General features: G+C 67.9%; 27 protein-coding genes and 2 tRNA genes. 18 read left to right on the top strand and 11 right to left on the bottom strand.

The features are described from left to right. The first annotated feature begins 26 nt into the window (after nucleotides 1–26). Nucleotides 27–1,331, top strand: a complete 1,305-nt coding sequence (locus tag LCI23_RS07055; RefSeq protein ID WP_224945724.1) for a replication-associated recombination protein A — start codon at nucleotides 27–29, stop codon at nucleotides 1,329–1,331. Here LCI23_RS07055 and LCI23_RS07050 read toward each other — a convergent pair. Next, nucleotides 1,328–1,684 carry a winged helix-turn-helix domain-containing protein gene (locus tag LCI23_RS07050; RefSeq protein ID WP_224945723.1) on the bottom strand — a complete coding sequence of 119 codons (357 nt, stop codon included), beginning with the start codon at nucleotides 1,682–1,684 and terminating at the stop codon, nucleotides 1,328–1,330. The two genes, LCI23_RS07055 and LCI23_RS07050, sit on opposite strands and share 4 nt — an antisense overlap. 146 nt (nucleotides 1,685–1,830) lie before the next feature. Here LCI23_RS07050 and LCI23_RS07045 point away from each other — a divergent pair, with 146 nt between their 5' ends. The 5 genes from LCI23_RS07045 to LCI23_RS07025 all read left to right on the top strand — a co-directional run bounded on the left by LCI23_RS07045 (nucleotide 1,831) and on the right by LCI23_RS07025 (nucleotide 4,848). Next, nucleotides 1,831–2,364 (top strand): hypothetical protein, encoded by a 534-nt coding sequence (locus LCI23_RS07045; protein ID WP_224945722.1) that lies wholly within the window; start codon nucleotides 1,831–1,833, stop codon nucleotides 2,362–2,364. 190 nt (nucleotides 2,365–2,554) lie between these two features. Next, a complete protein-coding gene (locus tag LCI23_RS07040; RefSeq protein WP_224945721.1) occupies nucleotides 2,555–2,752 on the top strand; it encodes a hypothetical protein in 198 nt (65 codons plus the stop codon). Between the two features lie 173 nt (nucleotides 2,753–2,925). After that, nucleotides 2,926–4,218, top strand: coding sequence for a serine--tRNA ligase (gene serS, locus LCI23_RS07035; RefSeq protein ID WP_224945720.1), 1,293 nt, complete (start codon nucleotides 2,926–2,928; stop codon nucleotides 4,216–4,218). Nucleotides 4,219–4,313: 95 nt separating this feature from the next. Continuing rightward, nucleotides 4,314–4,403: transfer RNA gene (locus LCI23_RS07030), tRNA-Ser, on the top strand. A 355-nt stretch (nucleotides 4,404–4,758) separates the two neighbouring features. Beyond that, a tRNA-Ser gene (locus tag LCI23_RS07025) sits at nucleotides 4,759–4,848 on the top strand. A gap of 414 nt (nucleotides 4,849–5,262) precedes the next feature. Here LCI23_RS07025 and LCI23_RS07020 read toward each other — a convergent pair. Next, complete coding sequence (locus LCI23_RS07020; RefSeq protein ID WP_224945719.1) at nucleotides 5,263–6,465, bottom strand: family 1 glycosylhydrolase; 1,203 nt, start codon at nucleotides 6,463–6,465, stop codon at nucleotides 5,263–5,265. A gap of 197 nt (nucleotides 6,466–6,662) precedes the next feature. On the opposite strand from LCI23_RS07020, the gene LCI23_RS07015 reads away from it, so the two are divergent. After that, complete coding sequence (locus tag LCI23_RS07015; RefSeq protein ID WP_224945718.1) at nucleotides 6,663–7,370, top strand: YjjG family noncanonical pyrimidine nucleotidase; 708 nt, start codon at nucleotides 6,663–6,665, stop codon at nucleotides 7,368–7,370. A 20-nt stretch (nucleotides 7,371–7,390) separates the two neighbouring features. Here LCI23_RS07015 and LCI23_RS07010 read toward each other — a convergent pair whose 3' ends face one another. Further along, the gene (locus tag LCI23_RS07010; RefSeq protein ID WP_224945717.1) at nucleotides 7,391–8,326 is read right to left on the bottom strand and encodes a class I SAM-dependent methyltransferase; all 936 of its coding nucleotides are present in this window, start codon (nucleotides 8,324–8,326) and stop codon (nucleotides 7,391–7,393) included. A gap of 189 nt (nucleotides 8,327–8,515) precedes the next feature. Between LCI23_RS07010 and LCI23_RS07005 the strand changes: the two genes are divergently transcribed. The 4 genes from LCI23_RS07005 to LCI23_RS06990 all read left to right on the top strand — a co-directional run bounded on the left by LCI23_RS07005 (nucleotide 8,516) and on the right by LCI23_RS06990 (nucleotide 11,644). Further along, on the top strand, nucleotides 8,516–8,713 hold the full coding sequence (locus LCI23_RS07005) for a hypothetical protein (RefSeq protein WP_224945716.1): 198 nt from the start codon (nucleotides 8,516–8,518) through the stop codon (nucleotides 8,711–8,713). 44 nt (nucleotides 8,714–8,757) lie between these two features. Beyond that, complete coding sequence (locus tag LCI23_RS07000; protein WP_224945715.1) at nucleotides 8,758–9,618, top strand: neutral zinc metallopeptidase; 861 nt, start codon at nucleotides 8,758–8,760, stop codon at nucleotides 9,616–9,618. A gap of 190 nt (nucleotides 9,619–9,808) precedes the next feature. After that, nucleotides 9,809–10,993: a zinc-dependent alcohol dehydrogenase gene (locus LCI23_RS06995; RefSeq protein WP_224945714.1), complete on the top strand. Its 1,185-nt coding sequence runs from the start codon at nucleotides 9,809–9,811 to the stop codon at nucleotides 10,991–10,993. A 9-nt stretch (nucleotides 10,994–11,002) separates the two neighbouring features. Then, on the top strand, nucleotides 11,003–11,644 hold the full coding sequence (locus LCI23_RS06990; protein WP_224945713.1) for a hypothetical protein: 642 nt from the start codon (nucleotides 11,003–11,005) through the stop codon (nucleotides 11,642–11,644). 7 nt (nucleotides 11,645–11,651) lie between these two features. Here the strand turns inward: LCI23_RS06990 and LCI23_RS06985 are convergent, their stop codons facing one another. Then, the gene (locus LCI23_RS06985; RefSeq protein ID WP_224945712.1) at nucleotides 11,652–12,881 is read right to left on the bottom strand and encodes a PepSY domain-containing protein; all 1,230 of its coding nucleotides are present in this window, start codon (nucleotides 12,879–12,881) and stop codon (nucleotides 11,652–11,654) included. A gap of 101 nt (nucleotides 12,882–12,982) precedes the next feature. On the opposite strand from LCI23_RS06985, the gene LCI23_RS06980 reads away from it, so the two are divergent. After that, entirely contained in the window at nucleotides 12,983–15,130 is a 2,148-nt protein-coding gene (locus LCI23_RS06980) for a TonB-dependent receptor (protein ID WP_224945711.1), read from the top strand. A gap of 4 nt (nucleotides 15,131–15,134) precedes the next feature. Here the strand turns inward: LCI23_RS06980 and LCI23_RS06975 are convergent, their stop codons facing one another. Together LCI23_RS06975 and LCI23_RS06970 are read right to left on the bottom strand one after the other, a co-directional pair. Then, nucleotides 15,135–15,851, bottom strand: a complete 717-nt coding sequence (locus tag LCI23_RS06975; RefSeq protein ID WP_224945710.1) for a M23 family metallopeptidase — start codon at nucleotides 15,849–15,851, stop codon at nucleotides 15,135–15,137. 33 nt (nucleotides 15,852–15,884) lie between these two features. Next, on the bottom strand, nucleotides 15,885–16,892 hold the full coding sequence (locus tag LCI23_RS06970; RefSeq protein ID WP_224945709.1) for a L,D-transpeptidase: 1,008 nt from the start codon (nucleotides 16,890–16,892) through the stop codon (nucleotides 15,885–15,887). Between the two features lie 112 nt (nucleotides 16,893–17,004). Between LCI23_RS06970 and LCI23_RS06965 the strand changes: the two genes are divergently transcribed. Beyond that, nucleotides 17,005–17,307, top strand: coding sequence for a 2Fe-2S iron-sulfur cluster binding domain-containing protein (locus LCI23_RS06965; protein WP_224945708.1), 303 nt, complete (start codon nucleotides 17,005–17,007; stop codon nucleotides 17,305–17,307). Nucleotides 17,308–17,311: 4 nt separating this feature from the next. Here LCI23_RS06965 and LCI23_RS06960 read toward each other — a convergent pair whose 3' ends face one another. Continuing rightward, the gene (locus LCI23_RS06960) at nucleotides 17,312–18,244 is read right to left on the bottom strand and encodes an alpha/beta hydrolase (protein WP_307727712.1); all 933 of its coding nucleotides are present in this window, start codon (nucleotides 18,242–18,244) and stop codon (nucleotides 17,312–17,314) included. A 160-nt stretch (nucleotides 18,245–18,404) separates the two neighbouring features. On the opposite strand from LCI23_RS06960, the gene LCI23_RS06955 reads away from it, so the two are divergent. Further along, on the top strand, nucleotides 18,405–18,587 hold the full coding sequence (locus tag LCI23_RS06955; RefSeq protein ID WP_224945707.1) for a hypothetical protein: 183 nt from the start codon (nucleotides 18,405–18,407) through the stop codon (nucleotides 18,585–18,587). Nucleotides 18,588–18,699: 112 nt separating this feature from the next. Beyond that, nucleotides 18,700–18,849 (top strand): hypothetical protein, encoded by a 150-nt coding sequence (locus LCI23_RS06950; protein ID WP_224945706.1) that lies wholly within the window; start codon nucleotides 18,700–18,702, stop codon nucleotides 18,847–18,849. A gap of 61 nt (nucleotides 18,850–18,910) precedes the next feature. Here LCI23_RS06950 and LCI23_RS06945 read toward each other — a convergent pair whose 3' ends face one another. After that, the gene (locus LCI23_RS06945; protein WP_224945705.1) at nucleotides 18,911–19,120 is read right to left on the bottom strand and encodes a hypothetical protein; all 210 of its coding nucleotides are present in this window, start codon (nucleotides 19,118–19,120) and stop codon (nucleotides 18,911–18,913) included. Between the two features lie 149 nt (nucleotides 19,121–19,269). Between LCI23_RS06945 and LCI23_RS06940 the strand changes: the two genes are divergently transcribed. Next, nucleotides 19,270–19,641 (top strand): hypothetical protein, encoded by a 372-nt coding sequence (locus LCI23_RS06940; protein ID WP_224945704.1) that lies wholly within the window; start codon nucleotides 19,270–19,272, stop codon nucleotides 19,639–19,641. A 38-nt stretch (nucleotides 19,642–19,679) separates the two neighbouring features. On the opposite strand, the gene LCI23_RS06935 is transcribed toward LCI23_RS06940, so the two are convergent. The 3 genes from LCI23_RS06935 to LCI23_RS06925 all read right to left on the bottom strand — a co-directional run bounded on the left by LCI23_RS06935 (nucleotide 19,680) and on the right by LCI23_RS06925 (nucleotide 23,881). Next, nucleotides 19,680–19,916: a hypothetical protein gene (locus LCI23_RS06935; RefSeq protein WP_224945703.1), complete on the bottom strand. Its 237-nt coding sequence runs from the start codon at nucleotides 19,914–19,916 to the stop codon at nucleotides 19,680–19,682. A gap of 137 nt (nucleotides 19,917–20,053) precedes the next feature. Continuing rightward, on the bottom strand, nucleotides 20,054–23,002 hold the full coding sequence (locus LCI23_RS06930) for an EAL domain-containing protein (RefSeq protein WP_224945702.1): 2,949 nt from the start codon (nucleotides 23,000–23,002) through the stop codon (nucleotides 20,054–20,056). Nucleotides 23,003–23,110: 108 nt separating this feature from the next. After that, entirely contained in the window at nucleotides 23,111–23,881 is a 771-nt protein-coding gene (locus LCI23_RS06925) for a fused MFS/spermidine synthase (protein ID WP_224945701.1), read from the bottom strand. A gap of 125 nt (nucleotides 23,882–24,006) precedes the next feature. Here LCI23_RS06925 and LCI23_RS06920 point away from each other — a divergent pair, with 125 nt between their 5' ends. Both LCI23_RS06920 and LCI23_RS06915 read left to right on the top strand, forming a co-directional pair. After that, complete coding sequence (locus LCI23_RS06920) at nucleotides 24,007–24,282, top strand: hypothetical protein (RefSeq protein WP_224945700.1); 276 nt, start codon at nucleotides 24,007–24,009, stop codon at nucleotides 24,280–24,282. 11 nt (nucleotides 24,283–24,293) lie between these two features. After that, on the top strand, nucleotides 24,294–25,466 hold the full coding sequence (locus LCI23_RS06915; RefSeq protein WP_224945699.1) for a diguanylate cyclase: 1,173 nt from the start codon (nucleotides 24,294–24,296) through the stop codon (nucleotides 25,464–25,466). Nucleotides 25,467–25,516 lie beyond the last annotated feature (50 nt).

Raw genomic sequence — 25,516 nt, 5'->3', positions numbered from 1 at the left:
GTGCGTCGATCGTTTACACTAGGCGCATGGACGACCTTTTCAAGACCGAACCCGCGCCCCCGCTGGCCGAGGCGCTGCGCCCACGCACGATCGGCGACGTCATCGGCCAGAGCCACCTGCTCGGCCCCGGCAAGCCGCTCAACCTGGTGTTCAAGTCCGGCAAGCCGCATTCGATGATCCTGTGGGGTCCGCCGGGCGTGGGCAAGACCACGCTGGCGCGCCTGACCGCGCACGCCTTCGACTGCGAATTCATCGCGCTGTCGGCCGTGCTGTCGGGCGTGAAGGACATCCGCGCCGCCATCGAACAGGCCGAGCAGTACCTGGCGCGCGGCAAGCACACCATCCTGTTCATCGACGAGATCCACCGCTTCAACAAGGCGCAGCAGGATGCCTTGCTGCCCTTCGTCGAATCGGGCCTGGTCACGCTGATCGGCGCCACTACCGAGAACCCCTCGTTCGAGGTCAACTCGGCGCTCCTGTCGCGCTCCCAGGTGTACGTGCTGAAGGCGCTGAGCGACGCGGAGATGCGCCAGCTCTTGCAGCGCGCCCGCGAGCGGGTGCTGCAGCACCTGACGTTCGAAGAGGTCGCGGTCGACACCCTGGTCGGCTATGCGGACGGCGATGCGCGCCGCTTCCTCAACCTGCTCGAGCAGACCAAGACCTCCGCCGACACGGCCGGTCTCACCCATATCACCGCGGACTTCGTCGAGAACGCGCTGACCCTGAATGCGCGCCGCTTCGACAAGGGCGGCGACAATTTCTACGACCAGATCTCGGCCCTGCACAAATCGGTGCGCGGCTCGCATCCGGATGCGGCCCTGTACTGGCTGTGCCGCATGCTGGATGGCGGCGCCGACGCCAAGTACCTGGCGCGCCGCATCGTGCGCATGGCCTGGGAGGACATCGGCCTGGCCGACCCGCGCGCGCTGCAGATCGCCAACGACGCCGCCACCACCTACGAGCGCCTGGGTTCCCCGGAAGGCGAGCTGGCCCTGGGCCAGGCCGTGATCTACCTGGCCATCGCGGCCAAGAGCAATGCCGGCTACAACGCCTTCAACGCGGCGATGGCGTTCGTGCGCAAGGACAAGTCGCGCGAGGTGCCGGTCCACCTGCGCAATGCGCCGACGAAGCTGATGAAGGAACTGGGCTACGGCCACGCCTACCGCTACGCGCACGACGAGCCGCATGCCTATGCGGCGGGCGAGACCTACCTGCCCGAGGGGATGCCGGAACCGGGCTGGTACCAGCCAGTGCCGCGTGGGGTGGAGTCGAAGATCGCCGAGAAGCTCGCCTTCCTGCGCGGTCTCGACGACGAGGCCGGGGCGGCCTAGCTGCCCTCGGTGGCTTTGAGCATCAGCCCCGACACCTGGTCGAAGTAGGCGAGGGCCGCCGGCGTCAGGTCGACCTGCTTGCGGCGGCTGTCCTCGGTATCGGCCAGCACCAGCCAGCCCTTGCTGCGCATCGACTTGATGCGGGTATGGACGGTGGCCGGCGCACCCAGGCCTTCCTGCGCCATCAGGTCGCGCACGCTGAGGCGCTCTTCCAGCTGGCGCGCGCGTCCGACCACGGCCAGGATGCGTTCCTCGAGCGGGTCGAGCGGCGGCAGCGCGGGCAGGGCGCGCAGCGCATCGAGCAGGTTCAGGAAGCGCAGGTAGATGTCGGCCGGGCGGCTGGACTTGCTCATGCTGTCGCGCTTCCTGCCGCGGGACGCATCCCCGGCTGGCGCGCCGGGCCCGGGTTGGTCAGGTCGGAATGTTCTGGATGGTGTGGCATTCGCTGATATGATCGTGCACTGAAGAGCAAAGCTTATCCTACCTCGCGTCCGAAGTCATGTCTGATATGCAGTGGAAGTTCGCCGCCGGCGCCGGCACGGCACTATTGTTCCTGGGTGCGATCGCGTTGAACGAGCTGCTGTTCTCCAGCTTCGAATTCGCGCGCGGGATCAGCTGGGTCTACCTGCCGGCCGGCGTGCGCCTGCTGTGCACGCTGCTGTTCGCGGAAGCGGGCGCGCTCGGCATCCTCGCCGCGTCCTGGCTGATCTGCTTCTTCTACTTCTTCCCCGACGATCCGATCCGCTCCTTCATCGGCGGCATCCTGGCCGCGCTGGCGCCCTACCTGACCTACCGGATGCTGGTGGCGGGACGCATCGATGCCTCGCTCACCGGGCTGGGCCCGTGGCGCCTGCTCGGCTGCGCGCTCGCCTTCTCGCTCGCCAGCCCGGCGCTGCACCACCTCTGGTTCGCGCTGCGCGGCCAGCGCGAGGGCCTGCTCGACAGCTTCCTGGTCATGGCCAGCGGCGACCTGGTGGGCACGCTGATCGTGCTGTACAGCGCCAAGCTGCTGCTGCTCCTGCGCCGCCCGTAGCGCGTTCGGCAGTGCGCGGTGCACGGTTCGTCGCCAAACGTCGCCGAACCTGCTTTGATCTGCGTCCGGTCCGTGCTTCGCGCATTCTGGCCCGCGTTTTTCGCGCTTCGTCGCATCCCGATGGCGACAGCTCCTGGCGATCGGTAAAGTTCAATCATACCGAATCACTTTTGAGCCCAAGGAGCACACCATGAACATCCGTAAAAACTTCGAAGCCATCTTCCTCGCCGCCGCCGCACTGGGCCTGGTCGCCAGCTACGCCAGCGCCGCCGCGCGCCCTGTCGAGATCCTGCAGGCCTCTTCGGCGGTCATGGTCGACTCGACCGTCCACGTGGTCGTGGTCAAGGCGCCGCGCCTGAGCGTGGCCGAGAAGGCAGGTCTGCAGTAAGCAGGCCTGCAACAGGAAGGCGGCCCCGGAGCGCCGACCGGAGCTGACTGACAGGGCCTGGCGAGCGGCCCGGCTGGCGTGAACGATCCCGCCTGCGAATCTCGCCAAGAACAGGAGAAAACGGCCCCCGGCTTGGTACAATTGTGTTTTCGACATACGCAAGCGTCCCTGACATGATTGACATCCAACTTCTCCGCAAAGACATCGACAACGTCGCCGCGCGCCTGGCGACCCGCAAGTTCCAGCTCGACGTGGCCGCCTTCGGCGCCCTCGAAGCCGAACGCAAGGCGATCCAGACGCGCACCGAAGAGCTGCAGGGCAAGCGCAATTCTCTGTCCAAGCAGATCGGCATGATGAAGGGCAGGGGCGAGGACACCGCCGGCGTGATGGCGGAAGTGGCCGGCCTCGGCGACGAGCTGAAGGCCAACGAGGCGAAGCTGGCCGAGGTGCAGGAGAACATGGCGCGCTTCATCGAAGCGGTGCCGAACCTGCCGCACGAGAGCGCCCCGCAGGGCCTCGATGAAAGCGGGAATGTCGAGGTGCGCAAGGTCGGTACGCCGCGCGTCTTCGACTTCGAGGTAAAGGACCATGTCGACATCGGCGAGCAGCTGGGCCTGGACTTCGACACCGCGACCAAGCTGACCGGTTCGCGCTTCTCGATGATGAAGGGCGGCATGGCGCGCCTGCACCGCGCGCTGGCGCAGTACATGCTCGACACCCACACCGGCCAGCACGGCTATACCGAGTGCTACACCCCGTACATGGTCAACGCCGACTCGCTGCGCGGCACCGGCCAGCTGCCGAAGTTCGAAGCCGACCTGTTCTCGGTGAAGAAGGGCGGCGCGGAAGGCGAGGGCGAGCAGTTCTACCTGATCCCGACCTCGGAAGTCTCGCTGACCAATGTGGTGCGCGACGAGATCGTTGCGCTTGACCAGCTGCCGCTGAAGATGACCGCGCACACCCCGTGCTTCCGTTCGGAAGCGGGCAGCTACGGCCGCGACACGCGCGGCATGATTCGCCAGCACCAGTTCGACAAGGTCGAGCTGGTCCAGGTGGTACATCCGGAACAGTCGTATGCGGCGCTCGAAGAGATGGTGGGCCAGGCCGAGTTCATCCTGACCTCGCTGGGCCTGCCCTACCGCGTGATGCTGCTCTGCACCGGCGACATGGGCTTTTCAAGCGCCAAGACCTACGACCTCGAGGTCTGGCTCCCGGCGCAGAATACCTACCGCGAGATCTCCTCGCTGTCGAATTGCGAAGCCTTCCAGGCGCGCCGCATGGGTGCCCGTTTCCGCAACGCCGCCGGCAAGCCGGAACTGCTGCACACCCTGAACGGCTCCGGCCTGGCCGTGGGCCGCACGCTGGTGGCGGTGCTGGAGAACTACCAGCAGGCGGACGGCAGCGTGATCATTCCGGAAGTGCTGCGTCCCTACATGGGTGGGCTGGAGCGCCTGTCGCCGGTCTGAAAAATTTTTGCGGTCGGGAAGAATGTTTGCTCTTCCGTTTTTGCAAGAGCATCGCTATAATGCGTGTCTCTTGCAGCGACCGCAACACCGATTTAGGAGAGGTGGCAGAGTGGTCGAATGTACCTGACTCGAAATCAGGCGTACGGGTGACCGTACCGTGGGTTCGAATCCCACCCTCTCCGCCAGTAAATAAAAGGGCTCCCTCGGGAGTCCTTTTTGTTTACTGGCGGAGAGGAGAGCGCCCCCTGCGGGGCGCTCGCGTGGGATGCGAAGCCGTGCGCATACTTGCGCACGGGCGGCCGGCGGGATGTGGGCGAATCCCACCCTCTCCGCCAGTAAATAAAAAGGGCTCCCTCGGGAGTCCTTTTTGTTTTCGGGCGGTGAGGAGAGCGCCCCCTGCGGGGCGCTCGCGTGGGATGCGAAGGCGTGCGCATACTTGCGCACGGGCGGTCGGCGGGATGGACGAAGTTTCACCTTTCCCAAACCAAAAACACCCGCTATAATGCGGCCTCGCTTACGCGACCGCGCAGCACCGAATCAGGAGAGGTGGCAGAGTGGTCGAATGTACCTGACTCGAAATCAGGCGTACGGGTGACCGTACCGTGGGTTCGAATCCCACCCTCTCCGCCAGTAAATAAAAAGGGCTCCCTCGGGAGTCCTTTTTGTTTTCGGGCGGTGAGGAGAGCGCCCCCTGCGGGGCGCTCTCGTGGGATGCGAAGCCGTGCGCATACTTGCGCAAGGGCGGCCCGCGGGATGTGGGCGAATCCCACCCTCTCCGCCAGTAAATAGAAAGGGCTCCCTCGGGAGTAATGCCGTTCAGTTAAGGGGGGCGTAGGGTGGGCGGCTACGCCGCCCACGCGGTGATAGTTAGCCGATGGAAAGCCGTACGCGATGATTTCGCAGCTGCTTGACCGCGTGGGCGGGAATCTAGTCCACTGGACTAGATTCCCCCGCCCACCCTACAAATACTCCCAGCACTGCTTAATTGAACGTCATTACTCCCTCGGGAGCCCTTTTCGCTATTCAGCGAAGCCCTGGCAGCGGCTAGCGCAGAAAGATAAAATCGTTCCCCACCCTCGGCCGCCAGGTCTCGATCAGCTGACGATACGCTTCTCCTACCGGCCGCACCCGCCGCTCCAGGTCGCACAGGCCGTATTCGTTGACCGTACCGGCATTCTCGGTGAGCGCGCTGTCCCAATCCACCTGGTCGATCAGGCTGTACCAGGTAAAGCCGAGGATCGGCACGCCGTCCGTCTTCAGGCGCACCAGGTTCGACCACTGCTTGTCGAGCCAGGCGCGCGCATCCTTCGACCCGGCGCCTGCGTCGCGGTTGTTGGTCTCGGTATGCATCACCGGGATCCGGTAGCGGTGGTAGTACTGCTGGGTGATCACGTAGTAGCCGAACAGCTCGCAGGAGCTGGTACTGCCGTCCGGATGGATCACATGCTCGTTGGTCGCGTAGTAGTCATTCCCCATGATGCACACCGGCTTGACGCTGCGGTTGAGGAAGAAGTGGTAGTCCTTGCGCGTCATGCCGTGGTCGAACAGGTATTCGTACATGCGGCCGCTGACATCGTGGCCATAGGTGAGGTCGAGCGCCAGGAAGCGCAATTCGTTCATGTGGCGCGCCATCTCCATCGCGTCCGGGCCAGACGGGTGGAAGTACTCCGACGATTCGCTCTGGATGAACTTGGCGTCCGGCCGCACCATCATGATCGCCTCGGTCGCCAGGATGTTGGCGCGCGCCAGGTGGCGGATCGCGTTGACGAAGGCGCGGTCAGAGCGCAGGCGCTCGTTCCACAGACCCTCGTGGGCCGAGAACTTGGCGGTGATGTAGATCTCGTTGATCGGCGTGTACAGGTCGACCCAGGGATAGCGTTTCGCGAACGCGGCCGCGTACTCGGTGAAGAAGGGCACGAACTCCGGATTCTGGAAGTTGCCCAGCCAGTCGGGCAGCCCAAAGTGGCACAGGTCGACGATCGGCTTGATGCCGCGCGCGCGGATGTCGGCGAAGACCTCGTCGGTGAAGTCCCAGTCGTAGCGGCCCGGGCCCAGGTGCACCCGGTAGTAGGGCGGGCCGTAGCGCAGCGCGTCGATCCCGAGCGCGCTGACCAGGGCCAGGTCTTCCTTCCAGTGGCGGTAGTGGCCGGTCTTTTCCATCTCGTCGATGCGCAGGGCGCCGCCATCGCCACCGGTGACCACCGGATAGCTGCCCTCGATCCCGGTCGCAAACATGAATCCCTGCATGGCATGCTCCCTTTCGCCGGCCCTGGCTCCAGCCGGCCAAGCCATCTTCCCGCCAACGCCGGCGCCATGCAAGACAAATGGTGCGCGCAGATGTATCCAACTGTATCCGTTTGGCGCGCGCGCAACGGTCCCGCCCATGGCCGCGTCGAAGGGAAGGCGGGGTGCCCATGCTAAGATGTCCGGTCATGCATCAAGAGATGGACGCGGTGAGACACAGCTTATTCCTGTTCGACCTGGACGATACGCTGCTCGATTTCAGGGCCTCAGAGCAGTTGTCCTTCGCGCGCACCATGCGCGCGCTCGGCCTCGATGGCAACGTGGACGCCCTGTTCCAGCAGTACCAGGCCATCAACCTGGCCCTGTGGCGGGCCTTCGAAGCCGGCACCGTCTCCAAGGACGTGCTGAAGGTCGAGCGCTTCCGCCAGACCTTCGCCCTGAACGGCCTCGATCTCGATCCGGAAGCGGCCAGCGCGTCCTACCTCGAAGCTCTGTCCGATACGGTCGTGCTGGTCGATGGCGCGCGCCAGCTGTGCGCCAGCCTGAGCGCGATCGGCGAAATCGGGATCATCACGAATGGCGTGCACCATATTCAGCACCGGCGCATCGCCAGTTCAGGACTGGGCGAGTACATCGCCTTCGTGGCGACCTCGGAAGCCTGCGGCCACGCCAAGCCCGACAGCCGCTTCTTCGACTACTCGGTGCGCATGGCGCGCGCGTTCGCGCGGCACGAGACGGTCATCGTCGGCGACCGGCTCGACGCCGACATCCTCGGCGCGAACCGCTTCGGCATCGACAGCTGCTGGTTCAATCCGGGCCGCCTCGCCAACGACACGGGGGCACGGCCCAGCTGCGAAGTCGCCAGCCTGGACGCGGTGATCCCGGCGCTGTACCGGCTGGCCGCCTGAATTGCCCCCCTGTTGCCGGCTCAGCGCCTGATCGCGTGCAGCCAGACGGCCGCGATCCGCTCCGCGTCTTCGTAGCCGGGTTCGCCCAGCTGCCCGCCGAAGATGTCCGGATCCAGCTCGTCATAGGTCCAGTGGTCGCAAACCCGCTCCAGCTCGGGGCGGATGCTTTCCAGGAAATCGTCGCGCGCGCCGGCGATCGCCACCCCCGTATACAGCATCAGGTTGCCGCCGCGGCGCAGGTGCGCCAGGCTTTCCTTGACGATGCGCACCGACAGCTCGGCGCCGCGCATGCCGCCGCCGTGGCGGTAGGGCAGTTCGCTCGGGTCGAGCACGTAGGGCGGATTGGAGACGATCAGGTCGAAGTCGCCTTCCAGGCTGTCGAACAGGTCGCTGTGCTGGACGGTCAGGTTGTCGAGGCCGGCCAGGCGCGCGTTCACCACGCTCAGGGCCAGCGCCCGCGTATTGATGTCGGCGCCGACCACCTCGGCGTGCGGGAAATGGCGTGCGATCGCCAGCGCGCCGGCGCCGGCACCGCAGCCGATGTCGAGCGCCCGTACCGGCCCCGAGCCCAGCCAGGGAAAGGCACGCCCCATGGTACCGACGAAGCGGTAGGTGTCCGGCCCGAAGAACACGGCGTCATGCTCGTCGGTGGGAAAGGCCGAGTGGAACACCAGCATGTCGCCCAGGCTGGAAGCGCGCAGCGTCGAGCGCAGCAGGCTGCCGTCCTGCGCCAGGATGCGCGCTTCGCGCATCAGGGCCAGCAGATCGGGGTCGACCTCGTCCGCGGCAAAGGGCCGGCTCCAGCCGAAGATGCCACGCAGGTCGCGCGCGCGCTCGTTGCCCGGGCGCCGGTTGATGCGGCGGTGGGTCGACGGCGTCACCGTCATGAAACGGTAGTCGTGGGCGCGCAGGTAGGCGCCCACGGCGAGCAGGGCTTGGGCATGGTGGCTTGTCATGCCGCCAGCATCCGCCATCGGGCCCGGCGTGGCTGTGCGGCAGCGAACATAGTTGCCGTACAGCTGCCATTTCCCTGCCATGCACCCGGCTTGTCGCCGATTTCGCGTCGAATATCCGTGCTGTGTGCGCATGCGTACAGTGTGCGGCCGCCCCGGCGTCCATACTCGGTTCGACAAGTCGGAGGATGCATGGCAAACAGGGACAGCGATGAAGGTCTGGCGACGCCGCGGCGCCAGCTGGAACGTGAACTGGCGCGCGAACGCCAGGCGCGCAGCCAGCACGACGCGGCGCGCGCCGGGCTGGCGCCACACGAGGAAGAATTGCGGCTCAAGGACGCGCGCGAGCGCGCCGATACGGGCGGGCTGAAGCGGCGTGCTGAACGCTGAGCCGCCCGCATTTGCATACACAGGACAGGCGGGGAGGGCAGGCCATGAAGTGGGAAGGCGAACGCGAAAGCACGAATGTGGAGGACCGCCGCGGCGGCGGCGGTGGATTCGGCGGGCTGGGCGGACGCAGCGTCGGCATCGGCACCCTGGTGATTGCCCTGGTCGGCGGTGCGATCTTCGGGGTCGATCCGGGCACCATCCTGGCCCTGCTCTCGGGTGGGGGCGGCGCGGTGCCGGTCCAGCAGCGCCAGCCTGCGGGGCCGCCGGCGAACGATGAGCAATCGGTGTTCGTCCGCAAGACCCTAGGCTCGACCGAGGATGCCTGGGCCCAGCTGTTCTCCGGCCAGGGCGCGCAATACCAGCCGGCGCGCCTGGTGCTGTTCGAAGGCGCGACGCCCACCGCCTGCGGCACCGGGCGCAGCGCCACCGGCCCCTTCTATTGCCCGGCGGACCGCCAGGTGTACATCGATCTCAGCTTCTTCCGCCTGATGGAGCAGCGCTTCAGGGTGGAAGGCGAATTCGCCCAGGCCTACGTGATCGCACACGAGGTCGGCCACCACGTGCAGAACCTGCTCGGCATTTCGGACCAGGTACATCGCGCCCAGCAGGCCATGTCCGAGACCGAAGGCAACCGCCTGTCGGTGCAGCTCGAGCTGCAGGCCGACTGCTTTGCCGGCATCTGGGCCCACCAGCGCAGCCAGGTGATCGAGCCTGGCGACGTCGAGGCCGCGCTGGCCGCGGCCACCGCCATCGGTGACGATGCGCTGCAGCGCCAGTCGCAGGGGACGGTGGTGCCGGATTCGTTTACCCATGGCAGCTCGGCGCAGCGGGTGCGCTGGTTCCGCCGCGGCCTGGAGAGCGGCAGCGTGGAGCAGTGCAATACCTTCGAGGCCCGCCAGCTCTAGCGCGCCGTGTAGGACAAGCTCCCGTCGAGCCCTGGCGACCTCCGAAAGCGCGTGGAAACGCCCCGTTCGTTTCCGTGCGCGTATCGCAATCCTTAGCGTTTTGACATAACGTGCATCCTCATGGCCCGCCGGGCGGCGGGCACCGTGACATCCTGTCGTGAAACACTCATGTGACTTTCGAGGAGGAGTTATGCTGGCAATGAATTACCGCGGGCCCTATCGTGTCCGCGCCGACCACAAGCCCGACCCTGTCATCGAGCATCCCGGCGACGCCATCGTGCGCGTCACCCGTTCGTGCATCTGCGGTTCGGACCTGCATCTCTACCATGGCATGGTGCCGGACACCCGTGTCGGCCATACCTTCGGACATGAGTTCATCGGCGTGGTCGAGGACGTCGGCTCCGGCGTGCAGAACCTGAAAGTGGGCGACCGCGTGCTGGTGCCCTTCAACCTGTTCTGCGGTTCCTGCTTCTTTTGCCAGCGCGAGCTGTTCGGCAACTGCCACAACACCAATCCCGAATCCACCGCGGTCGGCGCCATCTACGGCTATTCGCACACCGCCGGCGGCTACGACGGCGGCCAGGCCGAGTACGTGCGCGTGCCGATGGCCGATGTCGGGCCCTACGTGATTCCCGATGATATCGAGGACGACGACGCCGTCCTGCTGACCGATGCGCTGCCGACCGGCTACCAGGCGGCCGAGATGGGCGACATCAAGGAAGGCGACACGGTGGTGGTGTTCGGCGCCGGTCCGGTCGGCATCTTCGCCGCCAAGTCGGCCTGGCTGATGGGCGCGGGACGCGTGATCGTGGTCGACTGCGTCGACTACCGGCTGGAGTTCGTCAAGCGCTACGCCCAGTGCGAGGTCGTGAACTTCCTCGAAGTGAACGACATGGCCCTGCACATCAAGAAGATGACCGACTGGATGGGCGCCGACGTCTGCATCGACGCGGTCGGCGGCGACGCCTCGGGCAACATCAGCCAGACCATCACCGGGCGCCTGATGAAGATCCAGGGTGGCGCGGCCACCGTGCTACATTGGTGCATCAATTCGGTGCGCAAGGGGGGCAACGTGTCGATCGTGGGCGTCTACGGCCCGACCACCAACATGGTCCCGATCGGCAATGCGCTGAACAAGGGCCTGACCCTGCGCATGAACCAGGCCAGCGTCAAGCGCCACCTGCCGCGCCTGATCGAACACATCCGCGCCGGGCACATCGATCCGAAGCAGATCATCACCCACCGCATCCCGCTGGAAGAAGTGTCCGACGCCTACCACATCTTCTCGAGCAAGCTCGACAACTGCATCAAGCCCATCCTGATCCCGCCGAGCGCCAGCCAGGTGCGCGCGGTCAAGGCCAGCGCCACGCATTAAGGAGCGACCATGCAAGCACACGAACACCACCACGGTCACGACCACGACCACGACCACGATCACGGCCACCTGCACAGCCATCCGGCCCAGGGGCACCTCGCGCCGCGCCGTCCGTCGCGCGAGGAGCTGTCGCACATCCAGGGCTGGGGCGCCGACCTCGACCGCAAGAACCGTCCCGCGGTGCCGATGGAACGCACGCCGCCGCGCTTCATCGACGCCAAGCCGGGCGATCCGCCCCAGCAGGCGGAAACCGTCGAGATCCTGGTCTCGCCCGAGCGGCCCGGCATCACGCCGCTCTTCGGCACCGCCCAGCCGCCTTCCGGGCTGTCGGGCATGATCCGCCGGCTGGCCTTCAAGTCCACCGAGAACGACCTGCGCCACTGGATGCTGCTGCTGCTGGCCGACCGCGTGAACGTGGTCGAAGGCGTGGTCGAAGACCTGGCGCGCGGCCACGTGCCGAACATCCTGGGCGAAATGGGCATCAAGTCCGAGATGAAGCACAACCCGGCCGGCCTGGCGAAGAAGGCCCTGATCGCCACGGCGGTGGTGGGCGCCGCGGTCTACCTGATGCAGCGGCGTGATCGCGACGACGCAGGCTATCGGTCCGGACGCTACCAGGGCGAGCGCGACGGCACGCGCTACTCGCGCTGAGGATCGTTCAGGGCTGTGCCTGCCGGGCGCGCGCCATGACCGGTGCCGCATCCGGCAAGGCCCTGCCGGCCGGGGCCTTGCGCCTGGCCGGCTTGCGGCGGAACTTGATCCACACCACCAGCCCGGTGATGAAGAAGACGAGCGGGGTCATTCCCGCCACGCTGACCAGGACGCGGCCGGCGGTCCCGAAGGCTTCGCCCGTATGCAGCGGGTACAGGGTGCTGACAAACCAGTCGCCGCCGCGCGCGGCCAGCGGGTCGATCGTGCGCAGCACCACGCCGCTGCCGGCATCCACGCTCACGCGGGTAGCGCCTGGCCCGTGGCGCAATTCGCCCGGCTGGCGTACCCGTACCTCGTAGGGCTGCTCCGGTCTGGCCGGGATGCCGATGCGCGACACCCGCGCTTGCGGGTAGCGTGCCTGGGCCGCGGCCAGCGCCGCGCCGGCGTCGATGCGCGGCCCATCGTTCGGGCTGGCATTCGTGACTTTCCCGTTCTCCGCAAGCGGTGCGGCTGCGCGGATCGCTGGCGTCAGCCACTCCGGCGCATTGAAATACACGCCCGAGAAGCCCAGCACCAGCAGCACCGGCGCCACCCAGAAACCGGCTGCGCGGTGCAGCTGGAAGCTGAACTTCGGCCAGTTGCCGCCGCGCCGTACCGTCACCGCATGCCAGAACGCGGCCAGGGTCGGCTTGGGCCACCACACCACGATGCCGCTCAGGCACAGGAGCATCAGGGCCACGCCCTGCACCGCGATCACCAGCTTGCCGGCGTCGCCCGACATCAGGTAGCGGTGCAGGTGGAACAGGGTGGGCATCAGGAGCGGCCGTGACAGGCCGGCCTCGCCCCAGTTGCGCTCGCCCAGCACGCGCAAGCTGGCCGGGTCGACCATCACCTGGCGCGTCACTCCCTGCGACCAGGGCGAGGCCGGCTTTTCCGGGCGATACCAGGCCACATAGACATCGCCGTGCACTTCCGGCAGGAACAGGGTATCGGGCCGTCCATAGGCCGGATCGCCCGCCAGGCGCGTGCTCACGGCAGCCACCTGTGCGGCCGAGGGACGCGCCTCGGCGCCGGCGATGGTCCCAGGCGGCGGCGCGACCCGCAGCAGGCCCGGATTGAGCCAGGCGTCGAGCTCGTGGCGCCAGCCGATGACGGTGCCGGTCAGGCCTTGCAGGACCAGGATCGTGCCGAAGATGAGGCCGGCCCAGAGGTGAACGGAGCGGATGAGCGGTTTCATGGGTGAATGATAACCGAAATGAGAATGATTCTCGATCTTGCATCGCTATATGATAACGATTATCATTACGGTCATTCGTCACAGCATGCCTAACGCTCTTTATGAACAAGAAAAATCTGATCAAGCCCACCGCCGCCGCGGTATCCCTTGCCTGCATGCTGATGGCGAACGCCACCGCCCAGGAACAGGTCCCGGGACAGGCCGGGGAGGACGCGCCCGCCACCGTCGTCGTCACCGCCACCCGCACGGCCAAGGCCATCGACAAGATTCCGGGCGCCGTCTCGGTCATCACCCAGCAGGAGCTGGCGACCCAGTACCTGATCGCCGACGACCCGTCGCAGGCCCTGTCGACCTATGTACCGGGCTATGCCCCGAGCCGCCAGAAGATGACATCCACCGGCGAATCGCTGCGTGGCCGCCAGCCCCTGATCCTGTTCGACGGCATCCCGCAATCGAACCCGCTGCGCGCCGGGATGCGCGAAGGCTACTTCGCCGACAGCGCCATCATCGAGCGTATCGAGGTCATCAACGGCGCTTCCGCCATGCAGGGCATGGGCGCAACCGGCGGCATCATCAACTACATCACCAAGACCCCGCGCGTCGAAGGCACGCGGTATACCGTCAACACGCGCTTCGCCAGCCAGTTCGAGTCCGATAGCCTGGACTGGAAGACCGGTCTGACGCTCAGCCACAAGGCGGGCGACTTCGACCTGCTGGCCTTTGCCAGCGTGCAGCGCCGTGGCATGGGTTACGACGGACGCGGCCGTCGGCTGGGCGTGGACGCGGTCCAGGGCGACACCATGGATTCGCACGGCAACGACCTGTTCCTGAAGATGGGCAAGTCCTTTGGCGACCAGCGCCTGCAACTGACCCTGAACCGCTTCGACCTGGCCGGCGATGGCGACTACCGCAGCATGCCGGGCACGCTGGCGGAGGGTGTGCCGACCAGCTCCGTGCCGGGCACCCCGATCGGCATGCCACCGCGCAACAAGGTGCGCAGCGCCAGCCTCGACTACCGCCATCACAACCTGGGCGGAGGCAGCCTGAGCGCGCAACTGTTCGGACACGAATTCTCGGCCCTGTATGGCGCCACCAACACCGCGACCTTCCAGGACGTGGCGATCGCGCCGAGCGGGAGCCTGTGGGACCAGTCGCAGGTGGTGACCGACAAGCGCGGCGCGCGCATCACCTGGGTGCGCCCGGACCTGTGGGTCGAAGGGCTGGAACTGACGGCCGGCGTCGACTGGCTGCAGGACAATCCGCAGCAACGCCTGGCCGGAACCGGGCGCACCTGGGTGCCGGAACTGAAATTCCGCTCGCTGGCGCCGTTTACCCAGCTTGAATACGAATTCGGCCCGCTGACCGTGCGCGGCGGCGTGCGCTACGAAGACGCCAAGCTCGATGTCGATACCTATACCACCCTGGCCGCCTATGGCAGCCGCAGGGTGCAGGGCGGCTCGGCCGAGTTCACGAAGGCGGTGAAGAACATCGGCGCTGTCTGGCGGCTGGCCCCCGGCTGGTCGGTGTTCGCCGGCAGCTCGGAAGGCTTCGGCCTGCCGGACGCCGGCCTGGTGCTGCGCGGCGTGGCGGTGCCGAACCAGTCGGTCTCGAGCCTGATCAGCCTGCAGCCCATCGTGACCCGCAATAACGAGGTCGGCATCAACTGGCGCGGTGCGAACGGCCAGTTCGGCCTGTCGCGCTACGATTCGCGCTCCAAGCTGGGCAGCGTGATCCGGATCACGTCCAGCGGTATCGGCCTGGTCGAGCGCGTGCCGACCACGGTCAAGGGCTGGGAGGCGAATGCCGAATGGCGTCCGGCCCGGGCCTTGAGCGTGTTCGGTACCTGGGCCACGCTGGACGGCAAGACCGCCGCCACGCAGGGCGCGCCAATGGACCTCGACCTTGGCGCCCGTTCGCAGGGGCCGGACAAGGCGGTGCTGGGCGCCAACTGGAGCTTCAGCCCGAAGGCCCAGCTGCGCCTGCAGGCCACCCACCTGCGCGACCGCGACATCAACATCGGCCGCCGCGTCGGCACCAGCAAGCTCGAAGAGCACTTCAAGGGCTACACCCTGGCCGACGCCGCCGTCACCTGGGACAGCGCCTACGGCCGTTTTGGCCTGAGCCTGGAAAACCTGTTCGACAAGTACTACGTCGGCTACTACTCCCAGTCGGCATCGAGCGTGGACCCGAATGCGACCTACGCCGGCCGCGGACGCACGCTGGCACTCAGCTGGACCCGCGACTTCTGAGGCCTTACCGGGCCGCGACGGCCTGTCCGTCCGTCATCAGGGGGAAGGGATTGATCGGCGTCCCTTTCCACCACTGCTTCTCGGGCGTGAGTTCGAACACGGCGAAGTGCAGGTGCGGCGCGTTCGGATCGGCATTGCCCGTCACGCCGACGTAGCCGATCACGTCGCCGCGTTTCACGTCCATGCCTTCCTTGACGCCGTCGGCATAGCGGTCCAGGTGCGCGTAGTAGTAGGCGTACTTCTCGCTCGGGTCGAACTGGTACAGGGTGGTGCCGCCCGGCTTGCTGGTGAACAGCTTGGCCACCTTGCCGTCGGCGGCCGCCAGCACCGGCGTGCCTTTCGGCGCCATGATGTCCAGGGCCTCGTGGTGACGCTGGTTGCCGCGCGGCTGGTCATAGGTATCGGTGAGGCTGGCCTGCTTCAGGCCCTGCACCGGCACCAGCAGCTTGCCGTGGACGGCGGCCGCCACCGCATCGGCCGGCGACTGCGGGCCGGTGGCCGCGGCCGCGGCCGACGGAGGACGCAGGGGCAGGTCGAACTCGCTGAGGTCGGCCTGCACCACCGGCGGACCAGGCAGCTGGGGCTCGATCTGCGCCGCCGGCACGCCCGCGGGCGGCGCGCTGGCGACAGGCGCGGGTTCGTCGGGCACGGCGCGCAGCAGCACGAACAGTCCACCGGCGCCGACCAGCACGCCGAGCAGGAAGCTCATCAACCATTTCATCTCGTCCTCCGTGGGGTTAACAATGCCCGGGCATCATTCCTGCAGCACGACCTCGAGGCCGGCCGCCACCGCGCCCGCGACCTCGGCGGCGCTCCAGTTGGTCAGCCGGATGCAGCCATGCGATTCGGTCTTGCCGACGTGGCCAGGCACCGGAGTGCCGTGGATGCCATAGTGCGGCTTGGACAGGTCGATCCAGACCACGCCCACCGGGTTGTTCGGGCCGGGCGCGATCTTCGCCTTCTTGTCGCCCGGCTCGGCGTCCCAGAACAGCTTCGGGTTGTAGTGGTAGGTCGGGTTGGCATGGATGCCTTCGATCTTCCAGGTGCCGATCGGCAGCGGATCGTTCTCGCTGCCGGTCGAGACCGGATACTGGGCGAGCAGGGCGCCGCCGGCGTCGTACAGCTGCAGCACCTTGGCTTCGTTCCTGACCACGACCTTGGCCGCCTTCGGTAGCGGCTGTTTGCCATGGACGTTCGGCACCATGATCTGCTCGCCGGCGCGGCGCAGGTTCTTGCCCGGGTTCAGACGCTCGATCAGGGCCGGACTGGCGTGGAACTTTTCGCCCAGGCCTTCGCTCACGCTGGCATAGCCGAGCGCCGGCAGCTTGGCCTTTTCCATCATGTCGTTCGGGATCGGACGGAACGGACCGGCCACGTCGTCCTCGACCAGCGTGTAGGTGGCCAGGTGCGCGGTGGTGTCGGCGTTCAGGGCGTTCCAGGTCGCTTCGTCGAGCTTGCCGGTGACGGGGAGCTGGCGCGCGGCCTGGAAGCTGTTCAGGGCCTGGCGCATGTTGGAACCGTAGGCGCCATCGATCTCGCCCGGCGAGAAATAGGCGCGGTCGAGCAGGACCTGGGCACGCAGGGTGCGTTCGAATTCGGCCTGCCTGGCGGTGGTTCGGGCAGCCGCTGCCGCAGGCTGCTGCGGCGCTTGCGCCTGCTGGGTTTGCTGGGTTTGCGGCGGCGGCACCGCGGCTGCCTGCGCCACAGGCAGCGCGGTCAGCGAGACGGCGGCGATCAGGGTGGTGAGCGTGATTTTATTCATGTGGTTTCCTGCAATGCTTGCTTTTGGAAACCCCAGCGTAGTGCCGCACCGCGGGCGGGTCTGTGCGAGAACGAACTCAAGCGGGCGGGCCAGGCGGCGCTACAATGCCGGCATGAGCCGTCATCCGATCCTGCTGCATCCCGCCGCGCTCGCCTTCGAGGCGGACGCCGACGCCAGCATCCTGCAGGCCGCCGAGCGCGCCGGCATCGCGCTGCCCAGCTCCTGTCGCAACGGCACCTGCCGCAGCTGCATCTGCCGGGTGCGTCGCGGCACGGCGGTCCACCTCATCGAGTGGCCCGGCCTGTCGCTCGAAGAAAAGGGCGAAGGCTGGATCCTGCCCTGCGTGGCGGCGGCGCGGGGCGCGCTCGAACTCGAGGCGCCGCTGGCGCGCCGCATCGCCTGGCCGGACGACTAGGCCTTCACGGCCGCGCCAGGCCCAGGGCGCGCTCGATCACGTCCAGCACCCGGGGCCAGGCGGGCGAGCTGGCGGCCACTTCGTCGTAATGGCTGGCGCCTGGCAGGATCACGACCTCGGCGGCATCGCCCGCCTGGCGCGCCCGCGCCGCATAGTCGTGCGCCACGCGCGGCGGCGAGATCGTGTCACGCTCCCCCGTGACCAGCCAGGTCCGGCTGCCGTTGGGCACCAGCTCGGCCGCATTGGTGTCGGCGAACACGTCGGGGCGCTCCGGTCCCGGCAGGCCCGCCAGTTCCGCCGTGTCGCGGCCGCAGCTGGCCTTGATCAGGGGCGCTTGCGCGCGCAGGTCGGCCAGGCCGCCGAGGCTGACCACGGCCCGCACCGGCACCGGCGGCGCGCTGCCGGCGTACAGCGGGCTGGTGGCGGGAATGCGCGCGCGTCCGGCCATCCATTGCACCAGCTGGCCGCCGGCCGAGTGACCGACCGCGACCAGCCGCTCCAGGTCGAGCCGGTGACGCGCGGCCTGCTGTCCCAGCAGCGCCAGCGCGGCGTGCATGTCCTGGTAGGTGCCCGGATAGCCGCCGCCGGCTTCGTCGCTGCGCCGGTATTCCACGTTCCACACCGCGATGCCGCGCGCGGCCAGTGCGCCGGCCATGTTGCGCAGCTGGGTGATGCCGCCGAAGCGGCTGGTCCAGCAGCCGCCGTGCACCAGCACCGCCACCGGGAACGGGCCCGCGCCGGAGGGCAGGAACAGTTCCGCATACTGCGACGCTGCGCTACCGTAGGAAAAGCGGGCAGTCGGGGCCGGGCCTTCCAGGGCCAGGTAGTCGGCCAGGGTCATCGGGGCGGCGGCGCTGGCGGTCGCGGCGGCACACGGGCCGAAGGCGAGCAGCAGGGCCATGGGCAGGGCGGCCGGCGGGAATGGGCGGAGCGGCATGGTCGGCTTTCAGGGATCGGAGATTCGGTGGCTGGACGCTCACTATAGCCGAGCCAGGCGCGCCAGGCCAGGCGGCCGGTGCGGCGCACGATTGAAGACCCGGCGCCGGCATCCATGCTAGGCTGTTTCCAACGTCAACCAGTCAAGAAGGAGGAGTACGATGAGCCAATCGACATCGGGCGGCAGCCAGACCAACAAGCAGTCGGACAACCGGTCCGAGGAAGACCTGGCCAAGCAGCGCGCGGGCAAGGACGAGAAGAGCAGCCACGATCACATGTCGCGCGTCAAGGCAGGCAAGGGCGAGGGCGCCGGTGGCGGCGCCAAGCAGAAGGCCAAGCGCTGAAGGCCACTGCCGGCCGACGCGCCGTGTCTGCCGGCAGGCCTCCCGCATCCATCCGGAGAGTTCGACCATGACCATGCTTGTGCAAGACCGACCGCCGCACGGGGCACTTCCCGTGCATGCCCACAGTACCCCGGATCCGGACGTCCCGAATCCGATACCCACCCCCGACCAGCGTCCGCCGGTGCCGGACGACGTGCCGGATCCGGCCAATGCGCCGGTCGAGGAACCGCGCCTGCCGGAGCCGCCGATCCGGGCCGGCTGAGCCGCTCCTGCTGCGTCGCTCCTGCTGAGCCGCGCCGGCCGGCCGTGATGGCGCCAGGGCCTCAGGCGTGCGAAGCGTCGCGCGCGCCGGCCTGCTCCCCCTTGGGCTGCTGCCTGGGCTGGCCCCCCGATGGCGGCAGCGGCGGAATTTCGCGAATCATTTCCTCTGTTTCCAGTTCTCCCGGCGACTTTTCGCCACTGCCGATGTCGGCTTCATGGAACACGTGGCCGCCCTTGGCGGCTGGGTCCGGCTTGCGTGTGGGGTCGTTCATGGCCTGCTCCAATCGATGATCAATTGCACGATCCTAGCAGGCCACAAGGTGCGCCGGCGCGCGCCACGGGAGGGCCGGGCATGCGCCGAGGCTTGCCCTGCGCCGGCGCCCCGGTTACCATGACGCGCCCTGGCAGAGATGAAGACCCCATGAAGAACGAACAATTGACGACGGATGAATACGACGCCCTGGAACTGGTAGGTCGCGGTGTGAAGCGCGACACGGCTGGTGCCTGCGTCGGGCGCAATGCCAAGAAGCTGTCGGGACTGAAGATGCTGGAGAACACCCGCGACGGGCGCATCGTGCTCACGGAGAAGGGACGCCAGGTACTGTTCCTGCGCCGCTGCATCCAGTCGCTGGCCGCGCTCGCGGCCGATCCGCAGGCGCCGCTCGATGCCGAAGTGCTGCGCTTCCTGAGCCTCAAGTCGCACGTTGCGCCGCGCGCGGAGGGCGGCTATGCGCTGACCGACAAGGGGCGCGAATCGCTGGACGACATCACGCGCCAGCAGCAGCGCCGTTAAGGCTGTCCACTGCGCCGGCGCAGGCCGGCGCATGCTTGCTAGCCGGCGCGGCGCCGGTTCGGATACACCAGCACCCGCACCGCCACTTCGGCCGGCACGTTCATCGTCGCCAGGAATTCGGCTGCGCGCTGCAGGCCCAGCGTGGGCACCGAGGCCACGGCCTGGTTCACCAGGTCGCGTGTGCGCAGGTCGGTCCGCTGGCGGCGTACGCCGCCGGCTTCGACGCTCGCCGGGGCCAGGCTTGCCTGTTCGGCGCTCTCATTCATGATCATCATATCCGTGGTTCCCCGTCGTTCCAGCCATAAGATTGCTAAGAAGATACGGCCATTCTACGGCGAATAATAAAAAAAAAGCCACAAATAAATTGATTTATAGCAGCTTATTATGCTGGAGCAAGCTGGTGCCTCTGCGTTCAGGCAGCCAGGGCGTCCGATTCGCTATCCCGGCCGCTGTTGCTCACACCGGCCGGGGCACAGGGCGCGCCGAGTTCGCAGGCCGATCCTGACGCGCTGCCGGACACGCCGCCGTCCGCCACCTGGCGCGGCGGCAGGGCGCGGCGCTGGACCAGCAGCTGCTCGAATTCGGCCGCGGGCAGTGGCTTGCTGAAGTAATAGCCCTGCATTTCGTCGCAGCCGTGGCTGCGCAGGTAGTCGAGCTGCTCGAGCGTTTCCACCCCTTCGGCGATCACGGCCAGCTTCAGGTTATGGGCCAGCGCGATGATCGAGGTGACGATCGCGGCATCGTTCGCATCGTGCGTGATGTCGGCCACGAAAGAACGATCGATCTTCAGCACGTCGATCGGGAAGCGCGACAGGTAGGACAGGCTCGAATAGCCGGTGCCGAAGTCGTCGATCGACAGGCTCACGCCGAGCGACTTCATGCGGTGCAGCAGGTCTACCGCCGGCGTCACGTCGCTCATGAACAGGCTTTCGGTGAGCTCGATTTCCAGGCATTCCGGATCGAGGCGGGTATCGGCCAGCACCGACTCCAGGCTGGCGATCAGGTCGGCGGCCCCGAACTGGCGCGCCGACAGGTTCACCGCCACCCTCAGGCGGCCCAGGCCGGCATCCTGCCAGGCCTTGTTCTGGGCGCAGGCGGTGCGCAGCACCCAGGCGCCGATCTGCACGATCAGGCCGGTCTCCTCGGCGATGCCGATGAAGCGGCCAGGTGGCACCATGCCCAGCTCCGGATGCTGCCAGCGCAGCAGCGCTTCCATGCCGACGATCTGCCCGGACGTCAGGTCCAGCTGCGGCTGGTAATGCAGCACGAATTCGTTGCGCTCGAGGGCGTTGCGCAATGCGCTTTCGATGCGTACCCGCTCCAGCGATTCCTCGTTCATGGCCGGCGTATAGAACTGGAAGTTGTTGCGGCCCAGTTTCTTGGCGCTGTACATGGCGATGTCGGCGTGCTCGATCAGGCTGTCGGCCGGGGTGCCTTCGCTCGGGTAGACGGCCACCCCGATCGAGCAGGTGACGAAGAACTCCTTGTTGCCGAGCAGGACCGGCTGGGCCACCGAATCCATCACGCGCTGCACGATCTCGGGCGTGAGCGGCTCGTCGTGGTGCTCGGAGAGGATCACCACGAATTCGTCGCCCGACAGGCGCGCCACGGTGTCGGTGTCGCGCAGCGAACCGGTCAGGCGCGCCGCCACCGTCATCAGGAGCACGTCGCCGGCCTTGTGGCCCATCGAGTCGTTGACGAACTTGAAGCGGTCGAGGTCGATCAGCATCACCCACATCGGACGGCCGCTGCGGTTGGCGTAGGCGATCGCCTGGCCGAGGCGGTCCTGCAGCAGCGAGCGGTTGGGCAGGCCGGTCAGCACATCGTGCTGGGCCACGTGGTGCACGCGCTGCTCGGTGAGCTTGCGCTCGGTGATGTCGCTGCCGGTGCCGCGGTAGCCCAGCAGCGCGCCGGTGTCGTCGAACACCGGCTGGCCGTTGACGCAGAACCAGCGGGTGTCGCCGTGCTCGTCGATCACCTTGTATTCCAGGTTGGCGAAGGGCTCGTGCGCCTTGACCTGCGCAATGTGGGCGCGCCCCTCTTCGGTCTCCAGCAGCGCGGGCACGTATTCCCAGCGGGTCTTGCCCAGCACCGCCTCGACCGCCACGCCGGCCTTCTCGGTGAAACCGCCGGTCACCATCGTGAAGCGCAGCTCGCGGTCCTGTTCCCAGTACCAGTCGGACGACATCGACACCAGCTGGCGGAAGCGCTGCTCGCTTTGCTGCAGCGCGCGCTCCGCGCGTCCGCGCGCGGCCATGTCCTCGATCAGGCGCCGGTTGGTGCGGCGCAGCTCGGCGGTGCGCTGGCGCACGAGTTGCTGGACCTGGTACGCGCGCCGCCCGGAGGCCTGCACGAAGGCCGTCCCCAACAGGCTCATCAGGATGCCGCCGACCAGCAGCGCGGTCGATGCCATGTGGTCGTGCAGGAAGGAGCGCGGCGCGCTCGCCACTTCGATCCGCCAGCGCTGGCCGGCGATGTCCAGCAGCTTGGCGCTGTGGCCGTGCCGCTCGGGGTACAGCAGAGCGCCCAGCCAGCCCGGCTGTGGCGGCGTGCCGGTGTCGCCGGTGGAAAACAGCAGCCTGGAGGGCGTCGCCTGCGGGTCGGCATAGACCGACACGAACACTTCCTTGGCCGCGCCGCGCGCATCCAGCAGGCCGGCACCGGCCAGCGAGGCGCGCACCAGTTCCGGCGCGCGGATCACCAGCGCGGTGTCGCCGGCCAGCGCGCCGCCGCGGTCGTACACCGGCATGATCAGCTCGAAGGCCGGCAGATGGCGCTCGTCCTGGGCCAGCGGGAACAGCTCGGTGGCGGCGGCGCGGCCTTCGCGGCGCGCGCGCCCCAGGGCACTCATCACCTGCACGTTCTCGGTGATGTTCAGGCCCAGGGCGCGTTCGTTGCCGGCCATCGGCACAATGTAGTCGACAATATGGTAGTGCGGACGCTGCGGCGCCGGCACCAGGCGCCCTGGCGCCAGCTCGGTGAACACGGTGCCGGGACGGATGCGCTGCAGCTCGGCTTCGACGGCGGCGCGCGCCCCGCCCGGCACGCTGCGGTGGAAATTGAAGGCCTGAATGTAGTTATGGCGTTTCAGCAGCGCCGTGGTGAAGTCGTGGAAGCGCTCGCGGCTGACCGGTTCGCCGCGTGCGAACAGCTGATTGGTCACGGCCAGCACTTCGACCGCCTGGTCGATCCCCTGGCGCACCGCCGCCACCCGCTCGTCGGCGCGCTGGGTGAAGGCGAGCGCCATGTTGTCGTACTCGAGCTGGCTCACCCCGAGGAACAGCGCGGCGGACGCGGCCAGGCCGCCCCCCAGCGTGAGGGCCGCCGCGAGAGTCAGCGACAGGGACGGACGGTGCGGCATGGATGGGTTCAGGATTTCCGTAGGGAAGGCTTGCCAGTGGGCATCAATACTGGAAGTGTGTCACAACCTGTCGCGCTTCGGCAAACGAAATGTCGCGCCGGCGCAGCCTCAGCGTGGCCACCATGCCAGCCAGGCAAGCACCAGCCGCGCCAGTAAACGGTTGAGCGCGCCCAGGCCGAGCCCACGGTTGCGGCAGCCGTCGCGCAGCAGGCGCAGAGCGGCGCCGGGCGCCGCGCTGCACATGGCCGGACGCTGGGCGAACAGGATCTGGTTGCTGCCGGCGATGCCGCGCAGCCAGCAGACCTGGCTGTCGAAGGCGGCCTGCAGGCGTTGCAGCGCAGTCACATAGTCGGGATCGTAGTCGAGCATGTTCGCCACCAGCACCCCGCCCGGGCGCAGCGCGCGCCGGCAGTCGGCGTAGAAGCGGGCGCTCGACAGGCCTGGTGGCAGGCCGGTGGCGTCGAAGCCGTCCACCAGCAGCACGTCGCAGGCGCCGCCTGGCGCATCAGCCAGCCAGCTGGCGGCGTCCGCATGCAGCACCCGCAAGCGGGCATCGTCGGGCGGTACTCCGAACTGGCCGCGCAGCGCGATCACGTCGGCGCGCACTTCCAGCACCGTGATCCGGGCCTGGACCAGGTGGCGGTGGCAGAATTTGGCGAGCGAACCGCCGCCCAGGCCCACCATCACGATGTGGCGCGGGCGCGGCACCAGCAGGGTGAAGCACATCATGGCGCGCGCATAGGCCAGCACCAGCGACGCCGGGCGCGACAGCCGCATTTCGCTCTGGATGTCGCCGGGGGTGAATTCCAGGATGCGGCGGTCGCCGTGGGTGGAGACGATCGGGGGCGGGGGCGATGGGAGCTCAGGTGGCGCAGGCATGGCGCCAGTATATACAGCCGCGCCACGTCGAACCATGACGGGCGGCCTGTTCCTCCCCCTGCAGTCGCTTGTTGTACGGCATCTCTTTCTGATAAGCTGGTCATTCGAACAACCGGAAGCCTCCCATGTTCCTCGACCATCCTTCCATCACCGCCACCAACGCCCAGACCGAAGCCGACCGCCTCGAGCGCCTGCAACGCGTGTACGGCTACGCGATGGCGCTGGCCGACAGCGCCGGCAACGCCGATTTCGTCGACAAGCTGGTCCAGCTGCACGACCACAAGGGCACCCTGATCGTGTTCTGGCACACGGCGCCCTCCGACGAAGAGCGCGACTATTTCGCGCGCGCCTGGGCCAGCAAGGTCGGCGACGGCACCACCCTGGTCGAGCACGAATACTGAGTGGCGCCGCGATGAGCAACCTCGATCCCACCACGATGGTGCTGGTGCTCGCGCTGGGCAACCTGGCCCTGTGCGCGCTGCTGACCTTCTTCGACCACGGCACGGCGCGCCCGCCCGCGCTTGGCGTATGGGCGTTGGCGCGCCAGGTGCAGGCTGGCGCCTGGACCCTGCTGGCCCTGGGTGGCGCCAGCGTCCTGCCGGAGCCGCTGGCGCTGCCGGCCGGCTTCGCGCTGCTGTTCGCCGGTGTCGCCATCGAGGCCGGCGCCGGCTGGGAAGAAGCCGGCCGCGACGGCTGGCGCCGTCCCACCCTGGTGGCGGGGACGCTGGCGATCGGCGTGTTCCTGGCCTGCTACGTGGTCGACCAGGGCGGCCTGCGCAGCCTGGCGGCCTCGCTGCTGCTGGGCGCCCTGTACCTGAATGTGGCGGCGGCGCTGGGCGCCGGCTGGGCCGAGGCCAGCCTGCTGCGCCGCTTCCTGGCCGTCCTTACCGCCGTGCTGGCGCTGGTGGTGGCGGCGCGCGGTCTGTCGGTGCTGCTGCTGCCGGGCGGCTGGCGCTGGCTGTCGAGCGAGCTGCTGCGCCAGCTGTCCAGCGCCGCGCTCTACCTCCTGATGCTGGCCAACGCCTTCGGCATGCTGCTGCTCGGACGCGAACGCGCCGGGCGCGAACTGGCGCGCCTGGAGGTGGTGGATCCGCTCACCAATGTACCGAACCGGCGCGGCTTCTTCGCCGCCCTGGCGCCCTGGATGGCGCTGGCGCGCCGCCCGGGCCAGCCGACCGCGCTGGTGGTGCTCGATCTCGACGGCTTCAAGCGCGTCAACGACGCCTACGGCCACCCGGCCGGCGACGCCGTGCTGCGCCATGTGGTGGAACTGTGCCGGCGCCAGCTGCGCGACTCCGACCTGCTGGGGCGCCTGGTGGGTGTCGAGTTCGCGATCCTGCTGCCGCGCACCCGGCTCGAGGAAGCCCTGCTGGTGGCCGAGCGTATCCGCGCCGCCATCGCCAGTTCGCCGGTCAAGAGCGAGCGCGCGATGATCGCCATGACGGCCAGCTTCGGCGTCACCGTGATCCGCCCGGAAGACAGCACCGTGACCTTGTTCCAGCGCGCCGACGATGCGCTGCGCGACGCCAAGGACGGGGGGCGCAACCGCGTCAGCGAGGCACTGCCGGCCGCACTCGAAGCCTGAACCGCTGGCGGCGCCGGCGCACTGTCGTTTCCTCGCCAAGGCGCCGGTTT

Source organism: Massilia sp. MS-15, from assembly GCF_020176695.1.
In the GTDB taxonomy this organism is placed as follows: domain Bacteria; phylum Pseudomonadota; class Gammaproteobacteria; order Burkholderiales; family Burkholderiaceae_D; genus Telluria; species Telluria hydrophila.
This window is presented reverse-complemented; position numbering and strand designations above follow the sequence as displayed.